Annotated in this window: 21 protein-coding genes and 1 riboswitch; of the genes, 14 read left to right on the top strand and 7 right to left on the bottom strand. The window is 64.0% G+C overall.

Annotated elements, in window-relative coordinates:
* The coding region (locus tag AX735_RS13015) for a c-type cytochrome (protein WP_066280846.1) at positions 1-505 on the bottom strand (505 nt) is incomplete at its 3' end.
* 236 nt (positions 506-741) lie between these two features.
* Here AX735_RS13015 and AX735_RS13010 point away from each other — a divergent pair.
* Positions 742-1,632: a prephenate dehydratase gene (locus AX735_RS13010; protein ID WP_066280843.1), complete on the top strand. Its 891-nt coding sequence runs from the start codon at positions 742-744 to the stop codon at positions 1,630-1,632.
* 6 nt (positions 1,633-1,638) lie between these two features.
* Here AX735_RS13010 and AX735_RS13005 read toward each other — a convergent pair whose 3' ends face one another.
* Together AX735_RS13005 and polA are read right to left on the bottom strand one after the other, a co-directional pair.
* Entirely contained in the window at positions 1,639-2,982 is a 1,344-nt protein-coding gene (locus AX735_RS13005) for a cation:proton antiporter domain-containing protein (RefSeq protein ID WP_082751083.1), read from the bottom strand.
* Positions 2,982-5,786: a DNA polymerase I gene (polA, locus tag AX735_RS13000; protein WP_066280856.1), complete on the bottom strand. Its 2,805-nt coding sequence runs from the start codon at positions 5,784-5,786 to the stop codon at positions 2,982-2,984. The genes AX735_RS13005 and polA overlap by 1 nt, the downstream gene beginning before the upstream one ends.
* 120 nt (positions 5,787-5,906) lie before the next feature.
* Here polA and AX735_RS12995 point away from each other — a divergent pair, with 120 nt between their 5' ends.
* Positions 5,907-6,179: a hypothetical protein gene (locus AX735_RS12995; RefSeq protein WP_066280841.1), complete on the top strand. Its 273-nt coding sequence runs from the start codon at positions 5,907-5,909 to the stop codon at positions 6,177-6,179.
* 16 nt (positions 6,180-6,195) lie between these two features.
* Here the strand turns inward: AX735_RS12995 and AX735_RS12990 are convergent, their stop codons facing one another.
* The gene (locus AX735_RS12990; RefSeq protein WP_066280839.1) at positions 6,196-7,263 is read right to left on the bottom strand and encodes an MBL fold metallo-hydrolase; all 1,068 of its coding nucleotides are present in this window, start codon (positions 7,261-7,263) and stop codon (positions 6,196-6,198) included.
* A 101-nt stretch (positions 7,264-7,364) separates the two neighbouring features.
* A riboswitch (ZMP/ZTP riboswitch) is annotated at positions 7,365-7,446 on the top strand.
* Between the two features lie 21 nt (positions 7,447-7,467).
* Between AX735_RS12990 and AX735_RS12985 the strand changes: the two genes are divergently transcribed.
* Positions 7,468-8,151, top strand: coding sequence for a DJ-1/PfpI family protein (locus tag AX735_RS12985; protein ID WP_066280838.1), 684 nt, complete (start codon positions 7,468-7,470; stop codon positions 8,149-8,151).
* Positions 8,152-8,223: 72 nt separating this feature from the next.
* Here the strand turns inward: AX735_RS12985 and groL are convergent, their stop codons facing one another.
* Together groL and groES are read right to left on the bottom strand one after the other, a co-directional pair.
* Complete coding sequence (groL, locus tag AX735_RS12980) at positions 8,224-9,876, bottom strand: chaperonin GroEL (RefSeq protein ID WP_060976940.1); 1,653 nt, start codon at positions 9,874-9,876, stop codon at positions 8,224-8,226.
* Between the two features lie 51 nt (positions 9,877-9,927).
* Complete coding sequence (gene groES / locus AX735_RS12975) at positions 9,928-10,215, bottom strand: co-chaperone GroES (RefSeq protein WP_031317559.1); 288 nt, start codon at positions 10,213-10,215, stop codon at positions 9,928-9,930.
* Between the two features lie 288 nt (positions 10,216-10,503).
* On the opposite strand from groES, the gene AX735_RS12970 reads away from it, so the two are divergent.
* The 11 genes from AX735_RS12970 to AX735_RS12920 all read left to right on the top strand — a co-directional run bounded on the left by AX735_RS12970 (position 10,504) and on the right by AX735_RS12920 (position 18,643).
* Positions 10,504-10,791 (top strand): BufA1 family periplasmic bufferin-type metallophore, encoded by a 288-nt coding sequence (locus AX735_RS12970; RefSeq protein ID WP_066280854.1) that lies wholly within the window; start codon positions 10,504-10,506, stop codon positions 10,789-10,791.
* 73 nt (positions 10,792-10,864) lie between these two features.
* The gene (gene bufB, locus AX735_RS12965; protein ID WP_066280834.1) at positions 10,865-11,713 is read left to right on the top strand and encodes an MNIO family bufferin maturase; all 849 of its coding nucleotides are present in this window, start codon (positions 10,865-10,867) and stop codon (positions 11,711-11,713) included.
* A 5-nt stretch (positions 11,714-11,718) separates the two neighbouring features.
* Positions 11,719-12,456, top strand: coding sequence for an HvfC/BufC family peptide modification chaperone (locus AX735_RS12960; protein WP_066280831.1), 738 nt, complete (start codon positions 11,719-11,721; stop codon positions 12,454-12,456).
* A 73-nt stretch (positions 12,457-12,529) separates the two neighbouring features.
* Entirely contained in the window at positions 12,530-13,006 is a 477-nt protein-coding gene (locus tag AX735_RS12955) for a DoxX family protein (RefSeq protein WP_066280827.1), read from the top strand.
* Positions 13,007-13,145: 139 nt separating this feature from the next.
* A complete protein-coding gene (gene sppA, locus AX735_RS12950; RefSeq protein WP_066280824.1) occupies positions 13,146-15,017 on the top strand; it encodes a signal peptide peptidase SppA in 1,872 nt (623 codons plus the stop codon).
* 62 nt (positions 15,018-15,079) lie between these two features.
* Positions 15,080-15,295 (top strand): hypothetical protein, encoded by a 216-nt coding sequence (locus AX735_RS12945; protein ID WP_202189576.1) that lies wholly within the window; start codon positions 15,080-15,082, stop codon positions 15,293-15,295.
* A 62-nt stretch (positions 15,296-15,357) separates the two neighbouring features.
* Positions 15,358-15,750 carry a fluoride efflux transporter CrcB gene (gene crcB / locus AX735_RS12940; RefSeq protein ID WP_066280815.1) on the top strand — a complete coding sequence of 131 codons (393 nt, stop codon included), beginning with the start codon at positions 15,358-15,360 and terminating at the stop codon, positions 15,748-15,750.
* Positions 15,747-17,054, top strand: a complete 1,308-nt coding sequence (locus AX735_RS12935) for an RluA family pseudouridine synthase (protein WP_082751081.1) — start codon at positions 15,747-15,749, stop codon at positions 17,052-17,054. Before crcB ends, AX735_RS12935 begins: the two co-directional genes overlap by 4 nt.
* The gene (locus tag AX735_RS12930) at positions 17,051-17,719 is read left to right on the top strand and encodes an HAD-IA family hydrolase (protein ID WP_066280805.1); all 669 of its coding nucleotides are present in this window, start codon (positions 17,051-17,053) and stop codon (positions 17,717-17,719) included. The genes AX735_RS12935 and AX735_RS12930 overlap by 4 nt, the downstream gene beginning before the upstream one ends.
* Positions 17,716-17,937 (top strand): hypothetical protein, encoded by a 222-nt coding sequence (locus AX735_RS12925; RefSeq protein ID WP_066280804.1) that lies wholly within the window; start codon positions 17,716-17,718, stop codon positions 17,935-17,937. The genes AX735_RS12930 and AX735_RS12925 overlap by 4 nt, the downstream gene beginning before the upstream one ends.
* Before the next feature lie 10 nt (positions 17,938-17,947).
* Positions 17,948-18,643, top strand: a complete 696-nt coding sequence (locus tag AX735_RS12920; RefSeq protein ID WP_066280796.1) for an ATP12 family chaperone protein — start codon at positions 17,948-17,950, stop codon at positions 18,641-18,643.
* Positions 18,644-18,684: 41 nt separating this feature from the next.
* On the opposite strand, the gene AX735_RS26365 is transcribed toward AX735_RS12920, so the two are convergent.
* A partial coding sequence (locus AX735_RS26365; protein WP_231750110.1) for a hypothetical protein occupies positions 18,685-18,875 on the bottom strand: 191 nt, incomplete at its 5' end.

The following is an 18,875-nucleotide window of genomic DNA, read 5'->3' as shown; positions in this document are numbered from 1 at the left end:
ACTGGGTGTTCATCCACGCCATCAGGTTGGCGCGGTCTTCAGCCTTGCCAAGGCCCGCAAAGCTCATCTTGGTGCCGTCGGCATAGGCCTTGGGCGAGGTGAGCCACTTGTTCATTTCCTGGAAGGTCCAGGGGCCCGACTTGCTCTTCAGCGCGTCCGAATAGGCAAAACCCGCCACCGAAGCGTGCGGCTTGCCCAGAACGCCGTAAAGATTGGGACCGATACCGTTGGCACCGCCGCTGTTGATCGAATGGCACGAAGAGCACTTGGCGAAGACCTTCTCGCCCTTGGCCGGATCGGCGCTGGCGAGCAGGGTTTCGATCGGAACTTCAGCCGCACCGCCTTCGCCCTCGGAAGAGACGACGCCTTCGATCACATAGCCCAGCTTCTCGGGACGCTCGGGCTTGTCGGCATGGAACACCTTGCCGCTGACGATCGACAGGCCAAGGGCGCAAATGCCCCCCGCAAGAACCCAACCTGCAATCGTGTTTTTGCTGTCCTGCATGCCCTGTTGCCTCATCTTTTATAGGGACGCCATGCGGCCACGGCGCCCTGAAAGGTCGTCATCCGATAAGACCGGCGTCGATCGCCGGCCTTTTCGCCCTGTTGAAAGACCCCGTTGCCGCGTCGCAACAGGGCCGGTCAGCCGCCCCCTCTAATCATGGTCCGTTCGCACTGCAAGCCCCGACACGCGCGATTTCGCCTTGTCGTTACGGCTGGGCCTGCCTATGCGCCGTGCCCATGCAAAGCTACCCTGAGATCGCCCGCCAGATGGTCGAGGACATGGCCCGAATCGCCTCTGCCGAACCGGAGCGATCGATTGCATATCAGGGCGCGCCGGGCGCCTATTCGCACATCGCTGCGCGGGCCTTTGCTCCCGACTGGCATCCGCTGCCATGCTTCTCGTTCCAGGACGCGATGGATGCGGTGAAGGACGGCCGCGCCGCGCGCGCGATCATCCCGATCGAGAACTCGCAGCACGGGCGCGTCGCGGACATCCATTTCCTGTTGCCAGAAAGCGGCCTCACCATCGTCGCCGAATATTTCCTGCCGGTACGCCACTGCCTGCTGGCCAGGGATGACGGGCCGTACCATTCGGCAGTCAGCCATCCGCAGGCGCTGGGCCAGACGCGGCACTATCTGCGCGCGCGCGGGATCGAGCCGGTCAACTACCCCGATACTGCAGGCGCGGCGGCGTTTGTCGCCGAATCGAGCGAACCGGGACTGTGCGCGGTCGCCTCGCGCCTGGCGGGGGACGTGTTCGGGCTCAAGGTGGTCGACGAAGGCATCGAGGACGCCGCGCACAACATGACGCGCTTCGTCGTGCTGGCCGCTCATCGCGACGATCCGATGCCCGATGTGGCCAAGGTGATGACCACCTTCATCTTCGAGGTGAAGAACATCCCCGCTGCCTTGTTCATGGCGCTGTCGGGCTTCGCCACCAATGGCATCAACATGACCAAGCTGGAAAGCTATATCCGCGACGGCAGCTTTGCTGCGGCCGAATTCTACGCGGATATCGAAGGCATGCCCGGCCAGCCTGCAGTGGATCGCGCGCTCGAGGTGCTCGGCTATCACAGCAAATGGGTGCGCATTCTGGGCAGCTATCCGCAGGCCATGTCGCGCGAATAGGCGGTTTCAGTCATCCTTGCCGTAAATGCGCTTTGTCAGATGGCGCATGATCGGCGTTACCGTAAGGCCGTGCAGCAGGATCGATCCGAGCACGATCAGCCCCAGGGTCTCCCATAGGGTGTGCTGCATCGGAAAATCGCCATGGTTGAGGCCGAAAGCGAGATAATAGACCGAACCCAGCCCGCGAATGCCGAAAAAGGCGATGACGAACTTTTCCAGCGGATGGCGGTCTATGCCGGCCAGCGCGAAATAGCCAATGACCGGACGGATCACGAGCAACACCAGGGCAGCGATCAAGATGTTGGTCCATCCGATATCGCTCAGCAGTTCGCCACCGGTGAGCATCCCGCCGAAAAGGACGAGCAGCACCATCATCACCAGGCGCTCGGTCTCGTCGGCAAAATCGTGAAGCTCGCTGTTGAACTCGTCGCCCTCTGCCGAACGCCGCAGGATCAATCCGGCGATGAACACGGCCAGAAATCCATATCCGTGCGCGAATTCGGTCAGCGCATAGATGGCGAGCGTGGCACCCAATGCGATGAAGCCGTCGCCGGTCCGCGACAGGCGGGTGTCCTGGGGCAGGCGATAGATGATCTGGCCGAGCAGCCAGCCGCCGAACGCGCCCACCAGCGCGCCGACGCCCAGACGCCAGGCGACATCGTGCCACAGCCATTCGGCCAGTACGCCTCCGGTCAGCGAAGCGGCGCTGGCTGCAAGCGCAAGGTGAACGAAGGGAAAGGCCAGGGCATCGTTCAGCCCGGCTTCCGAAGTGAGCGCAAAACGGGCCTCGTCGCTGTCTTCACTATCGGGCCGCTCGATCTGGACGTCGGAGGCCAGTACCGGATCGGTGGGCGCAAGACAGGCGCCGAGTAGCAGTGCAGAGGCGAGAGGCAGCCCGAGAATCCACAGCCCCGACAGGGCGATGAACAGGATGGTCAACGGCATGACGATCGCGAGCAGCCGGATGGTCAGGTTCCACCCGCGCCAGCTCAGCGGCCTGCCGATTTTCAGCCCCGCACCCATCAGCGAGACGATGACGATGAACTCGCTCGCCTTTTCGATCAGCACCGGCGATTCGACCGGGTGCGGTGAGAATTGCGCGAGCGGCGTCCATGCGAAGATCGCCATGCCCATACCGACAAAAATGATCGGCAGCGAAAGCGGTAGCTTCTTCAGCAGCAGCGGCAGCCACGCGACCAGCAACACCACCAGCCCGATCCCGAGCAGCCAGAGCTTGTAATTGTCGAGCAGGAACTGTCCGATCACCGAAGTGAACATCGGATCGGCATAGGCGGTGACATCGACGTCCGGGGTCTGCGGAACGATGGTCTGCCGCACAGTATCGATCATCAGTGCGCGGCCCCCCAACTCGGCCCTGTGCCGATCTCCACACCCAGGGGTACGCTGAGCGTGACGGCCGGTTCCGCCGCATTCTCCATGACCGATCGGATCACGGCGGAGGCTGCCTCCACATCGCCTTCGGGCAGTTCGAACACCAGTTCGTCATGCACCTGCAGCAGCATGCGGACGTGACCAAGGCCTGCAGCCTCGAGCGCGGGGTTCATGCGCACCATCGCCCGCTTGATGATGTCCGCACTGGTGCCCTGGATCGGCGCGTTGATCGCCGCGCGCTCGCTGCCCTGGCGCTCGGCCTGGTTCTTCGAGGTGATGCGCGGGAAATGCGTCTTGCGGCCGAACAGCGTCTCGGTAAAGCCGCATTCGCGCGCGCTTTCGAGCGTCTCGGCGATATAGCGGTTGATGCCCGGGAAGCGCTGGAAATAGGTGTCGATCATCGCCTGCGCCTCGTCCGCGCTTACCTCGAGCCGTCCGGCCAGGCCCCAGCGCGAAATGCCGTAGAGGATCGCGAAGTTGATCGTCTTGGCGCGCCCGCGCGTATCGCGATTGACCTCGCCGAACAGCTCCTGCGCGGTGCGGTTATGGATGTCCTCGCCATGGGCAAAGGCATCGCGCAGCGTCTCGACATCGGCCATGTGCGCGGCGAGCCTAAGTTCGATCTGGCTATAGTCCGCCGCGAGGATGACATTGCCGGGTTCGGCGACAAAGGCATGGCGGATCTGGCGGCCGATCTCGGTGCGGATCGGGATGTTCTGGAGGTTCGGCTCGGTCGAGGACAGCCGACCGGTCTGCGCGCCGACCAGGCTGTAGCTGGTGTGCACGCGGCCAGTGTTCGGGTTGATCTGTTCCTGCAGCGCATCGGTATAAGTCGACTTGAGCTTCGACAGCTGCCGCCAGTCGAGCACCTTGCGCGAGATTTCCGATCCTTCGCCCGCGAGCTTCTCGAGCACGGTGACGTCGGTCGAATAGGCACCTGTCTTGCCCTTTTTGCCGCCCTTGAGGCCCAGCTTGTCGAACAGAATCTCGCCCAATTGCTTGGGGCTGCCGATGGCAAAGCTCTGCCCCGCGAGCTCGTGAATCTCGCCTTCCAGCGCGGCCATGCGCGTGGCGAAATCCTGGCTCAGCGCGGCGAGTTGCTCGCGATCGACCTTGATGCCGTGGCGCTCCATGCCCGCGACGACGGGGATCAGCGGGCGATCGACATTCTGGTAGATGCGCGTCGCGCCCTCGACCGGCAGGCGCGGGCGCAGCACGTGCCACAGCCGCAGCGTGACATCGGCGTCCTCGGCGGCATAGCGCGTCGCATCGGCGAGCGGTACCTCGTTGAAGCCGATCTGCTTCTTGCCGGTGCCGGTAAGCGACTTGAAGCTGATGCACTGATGGCCGAGATGGCGGTCGGCGAGCGCATCCATCCCATGCCCTCCGGTACCGAATTCCTGCCCCGCGTCCAGGTTGAAGCTCATCACCATCGTGTCGTCGATCGGCGAGACATGCACTCCGTGTCGCGCCAGCACGTTGAGATCATATTTGAGGTTCTGGCCGATCTTGAGAACGGCGTCGTCCTCCAGCAGCGGCTTGAGCCGGGCGATCGCGTCGCCGAGCGCGATCTGCTGAGGCTTTTCGGCGAACATGTCGTTGCTGCCATGGCCCAGCGGGATGTAGCAGGCCTCGCCCGGGGCGACCGCCAGGCTGACCCCGACCAGAGCCGCCTGCATCGAATCAAGCGAATTCGTTTCGGTATCGACCGCGACCATGCCAGCAGCCCGCGCCTTGGCGATCCAGGCATCGAGCGCATCGACATCCTGCACGCAGACATAATCGTCGAGGTTGATCGCCGGCATCGCAAGCGGCTGCGGCGTTATCGCATTGTCGCCGCGCGGTGCGTCGCTCGGAGCGCCGGAGGGGGCAGGGGCTGCGTCCGCCGGGCCGCTTGCACCCAGTTTGCGCAGCAGGCTGGTAAAGCCGTGCTTGGTGAGGAATGCGGCGAGCGGCTCGGGCGGGATGTCCTTGAGCAGGAAATCGTCGAGTTCGTTGGGCAGCGGGCAGTCGTCCTTGAGCGTCACCAGCACCTTGCTCAGCCGGGCCATATCGGCCTGCTCGATCAGGCTGTCGCGCATCTTGGAGGGCTTCATCGAGGGCGCCGCCGCGAGCACGCTTTCCAGGTCGCCATGCTCGACAATCAGCTTCGACGCCGTCTTGGGGCCGATGCCGCGAATGCCCGGTACATTGTCGACGGCATCGCCCATCAACGCGAGCACATCGCCCAGCTGCTCGGGGGTGACACCGAACTTCTCCATCACCGCTTCGGGGCCGAGCCGGGCGTTCTTCATCGTGTCGAGCATGTCCAGCCCGGGCTGGATGAGCTGCATCAGGTCCTTGTCGGAGCTGACGATGGTGACCTTCCAACCCTTGGCGAGGGCATCCTTGGCATAGCTCGCGATAATGTCGTCCGCCTCGACATTGTCTTCCTCGATGCAGGGCATCGAAAAGGCGCGCGTCGCATCGCGGATCAGCGGGAATTGCGGGCGCAGATCCTCGGGCGGCTCGGGGCGATGGGCCTTGTACTGGTCGTACAGCTCGTTGCGAAAGCTCTGCGAGCTCTTGTCGAGAATCACCGCCATATGCGTCGGGCCATCGGCCTTGTGCAGGTCATCGGCGAGCTTCCAGAGCATGGTCGTATAGCCGTAGACCGCGCCGACCGGCGTGCCTTCCGGATTGGTCAGCGGCGGCAGCCGGTGATAGGCGCGAAAGATATACGAGGAGCCGTCGACGAGATAGAGATGGTTCTGCTGTGCCATGGCGGCAGCGATAGCAGCGGCGGTGCGCAGGGTCATGCGATTTTGGAACTGCCCATGCCGTGGCGCGTAAGCGGGTCGGGGAAGGTGCCGTATCGGGCACCCTATTGAAGGAGCTATCCCATGCGAAATCTAGCCATTGCCAGTGTCACGGCCCTCGCGCTCGGACTTGCCGCCTGCTCGGCCGAAACCGAACAGAAGGCCGATGCGGCCGCCGAAGCTGCTGGCGATGATATCGAGGCCAATGCCAACGCGGCGGGTGAAGTCATCGAGAATGCCGCTGACGATGTGGAGGCCAGCGTGGACGAAGCCGCCAAGGATCTCGATGCCGAGGCCGACAAGGCCGGTGACAAGATCGAGAAGGAATGGGACGAGGCCAAGGAAGAAGCCCAGTAATCTCTCGCCAATTCCGTTACAGCAGGTCAGCCTGTTCGATCCGGTCGGAACCAGCGGGCAGGCTGATTTGCATTCCATCCTCGCCCATCACGACCTTGCCCGCATAGGCCGCCGAAACCCCGCGCAGGAAATAGGGGTGGAGGAGCCGCGAGGGCATTCGGGGTACGATATGGGTGAAGACGAGCGTCCTTGCCTTGCCTCGCTGCGCGATCCCGGCCACCGCCACCGGCGAGCTATGATAGCCCGGAATGTCGGACATGATCTTGGCGATGCGCCTGTCGCCGGCGGCCTTGGCGGTTGCCGAAATCTTGCCGACCATGGCCGGGTTCAGAACCTCATGCACCAGAACGTCGCAGCCCTTGCACATCTGCGCCACGGTTGATGTCGGCGCGGTATCTCCGCTGATGACAATCGAACGCCCCTTATAGTCGAACCGGTATCCCAATGCGGGCTCGACCGGATCGTGCTTCACCTTGAACGCAGTGATCTTCACGCCGCCGCGATTGTAGACAAGCTGCGGCTCATCTTTTGATGCAATGGTCAGCGCCCGCGCGCCTGCACCGCTGCGCGGCATTATGTCAGCTCCGTGATGCGCGATGCGATAGCCGTAATCGGCGGTATAGGCAGTGTCGAAACCGCTCACCACGCGCTCTACCCCTAGCGGACCATAGACAGGCATCGGCTCTTTGCGACCGCTCGCCGCCCAGCGCAGCATCAGCACTTCGCCCAGGCCATCGATATGGTCCGAATGAAAATGGGTGAGCAGCGTCGCGTCGATCCTGCCCAGCGGCACCCCGATCTCGCCGATGCGCCGGCCAGCGCCGGAGCCCGCGTCGACAAGGAACAGTTGCTTGCCCGCCAGCACCAGCGTGCACGGGCCCGAACGATCCGGATCGGGCAGGGGAGATCCGGTACCGCACAGGATGACGTGCAGCCCATCAGGCAGACCTGCAATGGCGTCCTGGCCGTAATTCGCCTCGACCGCGCGATTAAACACGATCTCGCCAAGCCGATCGCGCGAGAGCCAGGCAAGCCCTCCGACAGTCGCGATGATGACGATCAGCCCGGTGAAAACACGGCGCATGAACCCCTCCCCAATATTATGTCACTATCCGTGCCATAATATTGGGCCGTCCGCCAGCGCTTTGTATCGGGCTTGGCGGACGTCCTCAGACGCGTTAGGCTCGCTCCGCCCGCAACTGGCGCATCAGATGGATCACCATCGGGGAGCGGGCGCTTGTCACTGTCGCGCGCCTGGGCAATCTTCCTCGCACGAAAGGAATGCCCCATGACCGATGCGCCTCCATTTCACGTCGTCTTCGCGATCTTCGACCGGATCACCCAGCTCGATTTCACCGGGCCGGCGCAATTCCTGTGCCGGATGCCGGGAGCGAAGGTGCATGTCGCAGCCGCGACGCTCGACCCGGTGATGACCGATGCCGGGTTCGCTATCGTGCCGACCATCAGCTTTGACGATTGCCCGCAGGGGGACCTGTTGTGCGTGCCGGGCGGGCTGGGGGTGCCTGCGGCCCTGGCTGTCACGCCGCTGATCGATTTCGTGCGGCGCCAGGGGGCCGCCGCGCAATGGGTAACGAGCGTTTGCACCGGCGCGTTCATTCTGGGGCGCGCGGGATTGCTGCAGGGCAAGCGCGCGACGACGCACTGGGGCTATACCGGGCAGCTGCCGCTGGTGGGGGCCATATACGAGCCCGCGCGCACGGTGTTTGATGGCAATGTCATCACCGCAGGCGGCGTGACATCGGGCATCGATTTCGCGCTCTCGGTCATCGCGCATCTGCACGGCGAGGACGTCGCGCGGTCGATCCAGCTCAATTTCGAATATGACCCCGCGCCGCCCTATGCGGGTGGCACGCCCGGGACCAGCCCGGAGTTGATCGTCACGATGATGCGCGAGCGCTTCTACGATGCCCGCGCGGCCGAGATGGAAGCCGCGCTGAACGCCACCGCCTGACCTCATGAAAAAGGGCCGGAAGGTTTCCCCTCCGGCCCCGTTTCTCTTGTCGGCTGTGCCGAACGGTCTGGATCAGAAATCCATGCCGCCCATGCCGCCCATGCCGCCGGGCATTCCGCCCATGCCGCCACCGGCTGCCTTGTCTTCCGGAGCGTCGCAGATCGCGGCTTCGGTGGTGATCAGCAGACCAGCGACCGAGGCAGCGTCCTGCAGCGCAGCGCGCACGACCTTGGTCGGGTCGATGACGCCAGCGGCGACCAGGTTTTCATAGGTGTCGGTCGCGGCGTTGAAGCCCAGCGTCGGATCGTTGCCGTCGAGCAGCTTGCCCGAGACCACCGCACCATCATGACCGGCATTCTGCGCGATCTGACGGACGGGAGCGAACAGCGCCTTGCGGATGATGTCGATGCCGCGGGTCTGGTCGTCGTTCTCGCCGGTCAGGCCTTCGAGCGCCGAGGTGGCGTACAGCAGCGCCGTACCACCGCCGGGGACGATGCCTTCTTCGACGGCAGCACGGGTGGCGTGCAGCGCATCGTCGACGCGGTCCTTCTTTTCCTTCACTTCGACTTCCGAAGCACCGCCGACCTTGATCACGGCGACGCCGCCAGCGAGCTTGGCCAGACGCTCCTGGAGCTTCTCGCGGTCGTAATCGCTGGTGGTGTTGTCGATCTGGGTGCGGATCGCTTCGACGCGAGCCTTGATCGCATCGGCTTCACCGGCGCCATCGACGATGGTGGTGTTGTCCTTGTCGATCGAAACGCGCTTGGCCTGACCCAGCATGCCGAGCGTGACGTTCTCGAGCTTGATGCCCAGGTCTTCGCTGATCATCTCGCCCTTCGACAGGATCGCGATGTCTTCGAGCATCGCCTTGCGACGGTCACCGAAGCCCGGAGCCTTGACGGCCGCGACCTTCAGGCCACCGCGCAGCTTGTTGACCACCAGGGTAGCCAGCGCTTCGCCTTCGATGTCTTCAGCGATGATCAGCAGCGGACGACCGGTCTGCACGACAGCTTCCAGAATCGGGAGCATCGCCTGCAGGTTCGACAGCTTCTTCTCGTGGATCAGGATGTAGGGGTTATCCAGTTCCACGGTCATCTTGTCGGGGTTGGTGATGAAATAGGGCGACAGGTAACCGCGGTCGAACTGCATGCCTTCGACGACATCGAGTTCGAACTCGAGGCCCTTGGCTTCCTCGACGGTGATCACGCCTTCCTTGCCGACGCGCTCCATGGCTTCGGCGATCTTCTCGCCGACTTCACGGTCGCCATTGGCCGAAATGATGCCGACCTGTGCGATCTCGTTCGAACCGGCCACGTCCTTCGAGCGGCTCTTCAGGTTCTCGACGACCTTGGTGACGGCGAGGTCGATACCGCGCTTCAGGTCCATCGGGTTCATGCCGGCGGCGACCGACTTCATGCCTTCGCGCACGATCGCCTGGGCCAGAACGGTGGCGGTGGTGGTGCCGTCACCGGCAATGTCGTTGGTCTTGGAAGCGACTTCCTTGACCATCTGCGCACCCATGTTCTCGAACTTGTCCTTCAGTTCGATTTCCTTGGCGACGCTGACGCCGTCCTTGGTGATGCGGGGAGCGCCGAAGCTCTTGTCGATGACGACGTTGCGGCCCTTGGGGCCCAGGGTCACCTTGACGGCATCGGCCAGGATATCCACGCCGCGCAGGATGCGTTCGCGTGCGTCGCGGCCAAACTTTACGTCTTTAGCTGCCATGAGAAATGTTCCTTCTTGTCGAATGAGGTCGGTCGGTCAAATGGGCTTAAATCAGCCCAGAATGCCCAGAATGTCGCTTTCCTTCATGATGATCCGGTCTTCGCCGTTGATCTTCACTTCGGTGCCCGACCACTTGCCGAACAGGATCTTGTCGCCGACCTTGACGTCGAGCGCGATGCGGTTGCCGGCTTCGTCACGGGTGCCTTCGCCGACGGCGATCACTTCGCCTTCCGACGGCTTTTCCTTGGCTGCGTCGGGGATGATGATCCCGCCAGCGGTCTTTTCCTCGGCTTCGATGCGGCGCACCAGAACCCGGTCGTGCAACGGACGAAATGTCATGCGTTAAGCCTTTCCTTGCGTCACTGAAATTAGTGAAACCCCCTTCGCGGCTGGCACCGGATATTGCGCCCGCCCTCGCGATTAGCACTCGATCGGGGTGAGTGCTAACGAGGCGCTAGATAGCGCTGGAGCAGACAGGGTCAAGCGATTCACGCAGGAAATTTTTTGCGGGAAGCGCGAGATCGCGGTAACCTGCCCCCAGGCTCGCACGAAAGATCGCACTGACAGGCAGGCTGGACAGCCGCGCTGTCCAACTTGCCAACCCTTATTCTCATGAAGGAACTTGCCATGTCGAACTCGATCATCACTCTGGGCGCAGCAGCTGCTGCCGTTCTTGCCGCTGCCACCATCGCAGCACCCCCCGCTGCCGCAGCCGGCGAAAAGGAAAAGTGCTACGGCGTCTCACTGAAGGGCAAGAACGACTGCGCCGCCGGCCCGGGCACCTCGTGTGCCGGAACCTCGACCGTCGATTACCAGGGCAATGCCTGGAAATATGTCGCCAAGGGCGAGTGCGCCAAGCTGGGCGGTTCGCTGACCGCGCTCAAGGGTGCCAAGAAGCCGACCCCGCGCGGCTGATGCAACGGTATCGGCGCTGGCGGCGCTCTGAACCGCCAGCGCCGGACCTGCAGATGAGGTAGCCCTTCAGCTCATGCTTCCCCCCCTTGTCGGCATAGGGCTGAAACCGGCCCATTATCGTAACGTTCTGGAACCCCAAACGGGTGTTCCGCTGCCCGGATGGGTGGAGGTGCATCCGCAGAACTATTTCGTCGATGGTGGGCCACCTCATCGCTGGCTGTCTGCGGTAGCGGAGCGCTATCCGCTCAGCTTCCACAGCGTCGGGCTGTCGATCGGCACCGCCCAGGGCCTGGACGAAGGCGAACTCGATCAGCTCGCCGTACTTTGCGCGCGCTACGATCCGGCTTCTGTTTCCGATCATCTGAGCTGGTCGGGCAATGCCGACGACCGCTATCCCGATCTCCTTCCGATCCCCTATACCCGCGCCGCGCTCGACCATGTCGCCGGGCAGGTCGCGCGGGTGCAGGACCGGCTCGGCCGCACGATGCTGATCGAGAACCCCTCACGCTATCTCGGCTTCGCGCAGGACGAGATGGACGAGGTCGAATTCATCCATGCGCTCTGCCGCCGCACCGGTTGCGGCCTGCTGTTCGACATCAACAATGTCGAGGTCAGCTGCACCAATTTGCAGCTCGATCCGCATGCCTATATCGACGCCATCGATCCCGCGCTGGTCGGCGAGATCCATCTCGCGGGCCATGCGACCGAATGGCACGAGGGCAGGCCGCTGCTGATCGACGATCACGGCAGTCCTGTCACCGATCTCACCTGGGCGCTGTTCGAGCGCTTTGTCGGCCGCGCAGGCGCGATGCCGGTGCTGATCGAATGGGACACGAACGTCCCAGATTATGCGGTGCTGATGGCCGAGGCCGAACGCGCTGCAGCGGTCATGGCGCGGGCCACCGCAGCCGTCGCGGCCTGACGCAGATGGGCGATCTGCTGGACGACCAGGCGCGCTTCATCGCGGTGCTGCAAAAGGGGCCGTCGGCCTTTCCCGAAGGCCTGTTTGCCGATGCTGCGGACCGCGTGCTGCTGGGCCTCAGGGCGCATGCCAACACGATCAGCCATGCCCGGCTGGTCGCGCTCGAGGAAACCTATCCGCGGACCCGGGAATATCTGGGCGAAGCGGATTTCAACGCCCTGTCGCGCGATTTCATCGAACGAGCCGAGGTGCGCCCGCGCAAGCTTATGCAGCTGGGCGCGGGGCTTGCCGAATTTCTCGCTGATCAAACTCATGATGCGGCAGCCGTCGATCTTGCGCGGATCGAATGGGCCTGGCTGCAGAGCTATCATTCCGCCGAGGCGCAGGCACTGCAGCTGGCCGACCTGGCCGGCCTGGACGAGCAGGGGTTGCTCGACCTTGGCCTTGCGCTCCATCCTTCCATGCGGATTGTCGAGACCCGGACGGCGCTGAGGGCGCTGATGCCCGAGCTGTCCGAAAGTGCCGCGCCCGAAATGCGTCACCTGCTGATCACGCGTCCGGCGCACGAGGTGCTGCTGCACCCGCTCGCCCCGCTATCCGCCAATCTGGTCATGCAGACGCAATTTCCCGCCCCGATGGGTAACCTTCTGGCGCGAGCCATCGAACGCGCTGGAGAGGCAGAGGCACTGCCGGCAATCTTCGCGCTGGTCGGCGCTGGGGCGCTGGTACGATCCCAGGAGTAAGCCGGGCACGGTGTCCAGCGGGGTCGGGGGTGTCTCGATCTCACTCCAGTCCCCACTTGTCGGATAGCCCGTGATGAAAACCCTGATCCAACGCGGCCTCGCGCTGCTCGATAGCCCTGCCGTCAATGGCCTTGCCCTGCTGGTCGTGCGGCTTGCGCTGGCAGCGCAGTTCTGGCGCTCGGCGCGCACCAAGGTGGAGGAGGGGAGCTTCCTCACCATCAACCCGATCACCTATGACCTGTTCCGCGACGAATATCACATGCCTGCGCCCGAGATTACCGGCACGATCGCGACCTATGCCGAACATGCGCTGCCGATCCTGGTGATGCTGGGGCTGGCGACGCGATTCGGGGCGGCGGGGCTGTTCGTGATGACGATGGTGATCCAGCTTTTCGTCTATCCCGAAGCCTTCTGGAACCCGCATGTCATGTGGTTCGGGCTTTCGGCGATCCTGATCGCGCGCGGGGGCGGGCTGTTCGCGCTCGACCGGCTGTTCGATCGCCGCCTTTCGCTCGCAGCGCCGCCGCGCACATCGGGCTTCGCGCATTGACGCCAGGCCGGCGCCAAAGTCGGCGCCAAAGTCGGCAGTCGAACCGCATCACCCGTCTGTCGCGCGAGGCAGTGGCAAATTAACCCGGGCTCGCCTAGATAGGTCGCCTGGGGCATGTCCGCCCGATGCGGAGCAGATAATGGGTTTTGTAAAGGGCGCCTGGAAGGTGCTGGTGGCGATCAAGGACGGTCTGGTCCTGCTCGCGATGCTGTTGTTCTTCGGCCTCATCCTGGCCGCCTTGTCGTGGCGGCCTAATCCCGCAGCGGTCACCGACGGCGCCCTGTTGGTCAAGCTCGACGGTGTCATCGTCGAGGAACCCGAAAATATCGACCCGTTCGCCACCGTGCTGGGCGGCCAGGCGCCGCTCAAGCAATATCGCGAGCGCGACCTGATCCGCGCGATCGACACGGCGGCGACCGACGACCGGATCAAGGTGATCGTGCTCGATCTCGCCAGCTTCATGGGCGGCGGCCAGGTTTCGCTCGAACAGGTGGGCGAGGCGATCGGCCGCGCCAAGGCCAAGGGCAAGCCCGTCCTCAGCTTTGCCACCTTCTACAGCGACGCGGCCTATATGCTCGCCTCGCACGGCAGCGAGATCTGGGTCGATCCGATGGGCGGCGCGGCCTTTACCGGCCCCGGCGGCACGCGGCTGTACTACAAGGACGCGCTCGACCGCTTCAAGGTGACCGCGCATGTCTATCGCGTCGGCACGTTCAAGAGCGCGGTCGAACCCTATCTGCGCTCCGACCAGTCGCCCGAGGCCGAGGAAGCTCTGCTCGCCGTCTACCGCCCGATCTGGGAAAACTGGCAGGCAGTGGTCAAGAAGGCGCGGCCCCAGGCCGATATTGCCGGACTGATCAACGATCCCGCAGGCGCGGTGACCGCGGCGAGCGGCGACCTGGTCAAGATCGCGACCGACCGCAAGATCATCGACAAGGTCGGTGATCGCACCATGTTCGGCAAGCGCGTCGCCAAGCTGGCTGGCGCCGACGAGGACGAGGGGCCCGGCGCATTCAAGCATACCAGCCTCAAGGACTGGGTCGCGGCCAATCCGGCCAAGACCGGCGGCGATGAGGTTCAGGTGGTGACCATCGCGGGCACCATCGTCGATGGCGAGGCCGGCCCCGGCACCGCCGGCGGCGATCGCATCGAGAAGCTGCTCCACGACGGCCTCAAGCGCGACAATGTGAAGGCGCTGGTGGTCCGCGTCGACTCGCCCGGGGGATCGGCCTTTGCCTCCGAACAGATCCGCCGCGCGATCGAGGAATATCGCGCGCGCAAGATCCCGGTCATCGTCTCGATGGGCAATGTTGCGGCGAGCGGCGGCTATTGGGTCTCGACCGCAGGCGATGCGATCTTCGCCGAACCTTCGACGATCACCGGATCGATCGGCATCTTCGCGGTACTGCCCAGCTTCGAGCGCGCGCTGGCCGAATATGGCGTGAAGGCCGATGGCGTCGCGACCACACCGCTGTCGGGCCAGCCTGATGTGTTTGGCGGCTTCAACAGCACCGTCGACACCTTCATCCAGGGTACGATCGAGCATGACTATCGCCGTTTCCTGGCGCTGGTCGGCAAGGCGCGCGGGATGAGCGTCGATCAGGTCGACAATATCGCGCAGGGCCGCGTCTGGGACGGCGGCACCGCCCGCCAGATCAAGCTGGTCGACCGTTTCGGATCGATCGAGGACGCCATTGCCGAAGCGGCGAAGCGCGCCAAGCTCGGCAAGGACAGCTATAGCGTGAAATATCTCGAGACCGAGCCCGATCCGTTCGAGCAGTTCGTCTCGGGCATGTTTGCTCCCGCCGAAGAAGAAAAGCAGGCGACCGGCCTCGTCGCCCGGCTTGCATGGCAGCAGCGCGCGGCTTTGGGCCAGGTGCTCGGCGATCTCAAAGTGCTCGGCGGGACCGATGGCGTTCAGGCCTGGTGCCTCGAATGCTCGGGCGCCTTGCCGCCGCGCCACATCGCCAAGGCCGATGCGGGCTGGTTGGCGACGTTGTTCAGGCGCTGAAGGGAACCGGCCCTGGCGGTTGGCGTATCGGATCGAGAACCCACTCGATCAGGAGCATGCACATGACCGACAAGGCCGAGAACCCGAACGCGGGCAAGGAATTTGGCGAAGGCAATTACAAGGCCGCGCAGAATTATCGCGAAGCCCAGGAAGACTTTGCCGCCGACAAGCAGCAGGTTGAGGAAAAGGCACGCGAAGCCGCTGACGCGCTCGATGGCCCCGAAGCTGAAGAGCTCGCACAGGCCGAAGCCGCTGCGCGCGATGGTCACGCCGCCTGACGGTGACCCGAAACACCGAATAACCCTTCCCAATGCGCGTCCAATCCCGCTAAGGCAGCGGAATGGACGCGCATTTGACTTTCAAGGCCACCGGTCTGGTGATGGCGGGCGGCGCAATCGGCGCGGCGCTTCGGTTTCAGGCGACGCAGCTCGCCATCCGGCTGGGGCACACCGCTTATCCCGCCGCCACGCTGTCCGTCAACGTGCTTGGCGGGTTACTGATGGGCGTGCTGGCGGCGCTCGTGCTCAAGGGCCAGATGGCTGAGCCTGTGCGGCTGTTTCTGGGCGTCGGCGTGCTCGGCGGCTTCACCACCTTTTCCGCTTTCTCGCTTGAGCTGTTCCAGATGCTGGAGCGCGGCGCGGCGCTGACGGCGCTGGGCTATGCGCTGACCTCGGTCCTGCTCTCGCTGGCGGCCGTGGCCGCAGGCTTTGTCGTCACGAGGTCGATCGCATGAAGCCGCCTGCTCGAACCCCCGCGCGCAAGCCCGCCGCCCGGAAACCTTCTGGCCCGCGCAGTCCCGCAACTGGCCGCGCACGGGCCGCAGGGGTGGGCGCTTCGATCTCGAAGGAATCTGCCGAAGCCCGGCAGTTTACCGTCGATGCGGACGATGATGGCATCCGGCTCGACCGCTGGTTCCACCGGCATTTGCCCGATGTGAACTTCAACCTCGTCTCGCGCTGGGCACGCACGGGGCAGGTGCGGCTCGATGGCAAGCGCGTCGGCCCCGGCGACCGCATTGTCGCCGGACAGACGATCCGCATCCCCCCCGCCGATGGCGATACCGACCGGCCCGCTGCCAAGCCGGCGCCGCGCACACTGAGCGAAGATCAGATCGCGTTCGCGCAATCGCTCGTCATCCACAAGGATCGGGCGGCTCTCGTTATCAACAAGCCGCCGGGCCTCGCCACTCAGGGCGGCACGCGCACCCATGCGCATGTCGATGGCCTGACCGAGGCTTTGATGTACGAAAGCCCGGTGCGGCCCAAGCTGGTCCACCGGCTCGACAAGGACACCTCGGGCGCCTTGCTGCTCGCGCGCACGCCAGGCAGCGCGGCCTATTTCTCGAAGCGCTTTGCCGGGCGCAGCGCCAAGAAGATCTACTGGGCGCTGGTCGTCGGCGTGCCCGATATCTATTCAGGCCTGATCGAACTGCCGATCGCCAAGCAGCCCGGTACCGGCGGCGAGAAGATGCATGTCGACAAGGAAAACGGCCAGCCATCGCGCACCGCCTATCAGGTGATCGAACGCGCTGGATCCCGCGCCGCCTGGGTCGCACTGCAGCCGTTCACGGGCCGCACCCACCAGCTGCGCGTCCATCTCGCCGCGATCGGCCATCCGATTGTCGGCGACGGCAAATATGGCGGGCCCGATGCGTTCCTGACCGGCACGATCAGTCGCAAGATGCATCTGCACGCGCGCCGCCTGAAGATTGCGCATCCCGATGGTCCCGCCATCGACGTGATCGCCGATCTGCCCGAGCATTTCGCCGACTCGATGGAGCAGCTGGGCTTCGACCTTTCGCTGGGCGACGCTGCCTTTGCCGATGACGGCCCGCCGCCCGCGACGCGCGAGGTGAAGAAGCAGCAGGCCAAGGCGCATGCCAAGACACTGCGCAAGGAACGACGGGGCGAACGGCGCAGCCGATCCGCTCCGGCCAAACCAAGCGGCAAGCCCAAGGCGAAATCTGCCGGAACCGCTGGAAAGCCGCGGCCGGCCAAGCCAAGGACAGCCCCGAAGACTGGCCCGCGCAAGCCATGACGACCAGACTCGCGATCTTCGACTGCGACGGCACGCTGGTCGATAGCCAAGCGAATATCTGCAAGGCGATGGAAATGGCCTATGCCGCCGAAGGCTTGGGCCATCCCGACCACCATCTGGTACGACGGATCGTCGGGCTTTCGCTCGTCGAGGCGATGCGGGTGATGCTGCCGGAAGCGGACCCGGCCTTTCATGTCGTGCTGGCCGATCATTACAAGAACGCGTTTCACGAGCTGCGCGGCAACGGCACGCTGCAGCACGAGCCGCTTTATGACGGGCTTCCCGAACTGCTCGACCGGCTCGATGCGGCGGGCTGGCTGCTCGCGGTCGCTACCGGCAAGTCCGATCGCGGGCTCGACCTTTGCCTGACGCACCATGGCATCAAGCAGCGCTTCATATCGCTGCAGACCGCAGACCGGCATCCGTCCAAGCCGCACCCGTCGATGATCTTCGAGGCATTGAGCGACGCCGGAGCCGAGCCCCAGGCCGCAGTCATGATCGGCGATACCAGCTACGACATGGCGATGGGCGTGGCGGCCAATGTCCGCCCGATTGGCGTCGACTGGGGCTATCACGACGCACATGAACTGGAGGCAGCGGGCGCAGCCTCGATCGCCTTCAGCATGGACCAGCTCTACGATCAGATTGTCGGTGGCGGGAAATGACTCCGGAAGACCGGAGCGCGCGCAGTCGTTTCTTCACGATCGGAGCCGTGCGGCTGGCGGGCGCAGTGACGATCGCGCTGGCCGTGGCGATCAGCTATGGCCGGATCGACAGCGTTCCGGGCGAACTGGCTTATGTGCTGCTCGCCCTGGGCGTGATCGAATTCCTCGTTCTGCCGCAGATGCTGGTCAAGCGCTGGAAAAGCCCGCCGACCGAATGAACGTGATTGCATGAAACGCTTCTACAAGACCGTCACCACCCAGCCTGTCGACAATGGCCATGCGCTCCTGCTCGACAACCGCCCGGTGAAAACCCCTCTGCGCGAACCGCTGGTGCTGCCGACCGCTGCCATGGCCGATGCGGTGGCTGGCGAATGGGATGCGCAAGGCGAAGAGATCATCATTGCCTTGATGCCGCTGACTGGCTTTGCCAATGCCGCGATCGATCAGGTCGCGCCGCAATGGCAGCGCTTTGTCGATGACATCGCCGCTTATGGCGAGACGGACACGCTCTGCTATCGCGCCGATCCCGGCGATCCGCTGGCCGAACGCCAGGATCGCGATTGGGAGCCGATTCTGAAATGGGCGGAAAACCGTTATGATATCAGCATGATCCGCGTCGCCGGGATTATCCATCAGCCGCAATCGACGCACAGCCTGTCCCGGCTTAAAGCACCCGTCATGGCAATGGATCCATTCACCCTGGCCGGATTTTCAACGCTGACCAGCCTGGGTGGTTCGCTCGTCTGTGCGCTGGCACTTCTCGAAAAAGCCTTTGATTTCGAACGAATCTGGCAGGCGATCTGCCTCGAGGAATTGTGGCAGGAAGAACTCTGGGGCGCCGATGGCGAGGCGGTTCAGGCACGTGAGCATCGCCGTGCAGCATTTGACGCTGCCTGGCGGTTTTGCTGTATTGCCCAAGGTTGAGCACGGAACGATCCCCGGGACCGGGCGTTTTTGAAACGTTGCTATCGTTTTTCGTTGCAGACCAGCCTTTCCGTTTCAGCCAGGCGCACGAGCGTCCGACCGGACAGGCGCGCAAACCCCATCAGGAGATGTTCCGAAATGTTGAAATCTGCGATCACCGCCCTGTTTCTTTCCACCTCGATGCTGGCAGCGCGGGTTCGAGCTTGGCAATCACCTCGGCATGGTTGCCCGC

It is taken from the genome of Blastomonas sp. CCH1-A6 (assembly GCF_001556365.1).
GTDB classification, from domain to species: Bacteria; Pseudomonadota; Alphaproteobacteria; order Sphingomonadales; family Sphingomonadaceae; genus Blastomonas; species Blastomonas ursincola.
The sequence above is the reverse complement of the archived record's forward strand: the minus strand, read 5'-3'. Positions and strand labels throughout refer to the sequence as shown.

Excerpts from the sequence above, each read along its gene's own strand:
- polA (WP_066280856.1), bottom strand. The coding sequence starts at position 5,786 with ATGGCACAGCAGAACCATCTCTATCTCGTCGACGGCTCCTCGTATATC.
- AX735_RS13005 (WP_082751083.1), bottom strand. The coding sequence starts at position 2,982 with ATGATCGATACTGTGCGGCAGACCATCGTTCCGCAGACCCCGGACGTC.
- AX735_RS12930 (WP_066280805.1), top strand. The coding sequence starts at position 17,051 with ATGACGACCAGACTCGCGATCTTCGACTGCGACGGCACGCTGGTCGAT.
- AX735_RS12990 (WP_066280839.1), bottom strand. The coding sequence starts at position 7,263 with ATGCGCCGTGTTTTCACCGGGCTGATCGTCATCATCGCGACTGTCGGA.
- bufB (WP_066280834.1), top strand. The coding sequence starts at position 10,865 with ATGCTTCCCCCCCTTGTCGGCATAGGGCTGAAACCGGCCCATTATCGT.
- AX735_RS12920 (WP_066280796.1), top strand. The coding sequence starts at position 17,948 with ATGAAACGCTTCTACAAGACCGTCACCACCCAGCCTGTCGACAATGGC.
- groL (WP_060976940.1), bottom strand. The coding sequence starts at position 9,876 with ATGGCAGCTAAAGACGTAAAGTTTGGCCGCGACGCACGCGAACGCATC.
- groES (WP_031317559.1), bottom strand. The coding sequence starts at position 10,215 with ATGACATTTCGTCCGTTGCACGACCGGGTTCTGGTGCGCCGCATCGAA.
- AX735_RS12960 (WP_066280831.1), top strand. The coding sequence starts at position 11,719 with ATGGGCGATCTGCTGGACGACCAGGCGCGCTTCATCGCGGTGCTGCAA.
- AX735_RS12945 (WP_202189576.1), top strand. The coding sequence starts at position 15,080 with ATGACCGACAAGGCCGAGAACCCGAACGCGGGCAAGGAATTTGGCGAA.
- sppA (WP_066280824.1), top strand. The coding sequence starts at position 13,146 with ATGGGTTTTGTAAAGGGCGCCTGGAAGGTGCTGGTGGCGATCAAGGAC.
- AX735_RS13010 (WP_066280843.1), top strand. The coding sequence starts at position 742 with ATGCAAAGCTACCCTGAGATCGCCCGCCAGATGGTCGAGGACATGGCC.
- crcB (WP_066280815.1), top strand. The coding sequence starts at position 15,358 with ATGGACGCGCATTTGACTTTCAAGGCCACCGGTCTGGTGATGGCGGGC.
- AX735_RS12970 (WP_066280854.1), top strand. The coding sequence starts at position 10,504 with ATGTCGAACTCGATCATCACTCTGGGCGCAGCAGCTGCTGCCGTTCTT.
- AX735_RS12935 (WP_082751081.1), top strand. The coding sequence starts at position 15,747 with ATGAAGCCGCCTGCTCGAACCCCCGCGCGCAAGCCCGCCGCCCGGAAA.
- AX735_RS12925 (WP_066280804.1), top strand. The coding sequence starts at position 17,716 with ATGACTCCGGAAGACCGGAGCGCGCGCAGTCGTTTCTTCACGATCGGA.
- AX735_RS12985 (WP_066280838.1), top strand. The coding sequence starts at position 7,468 with ATGACCGATGCGCCTCCATTTCACGTCGTCTTCGCGATCTTCGACCGG.
- AX735_RS12995 (WP_066280841.1), top strand. The coding sequence starts at position 5,907 with ATGCGAAATCTAGCCATTGCCAGTGTCACGGCCCTCGCGCTCGGACTT.
- AX735_RS12955 (WP_066280827.1), top strand. The coding sequence starts at position 12,530 with ATGAAAACCCTGATCCAACGCGGCCTCGCGCTGCTCGATAGCCCTGCC.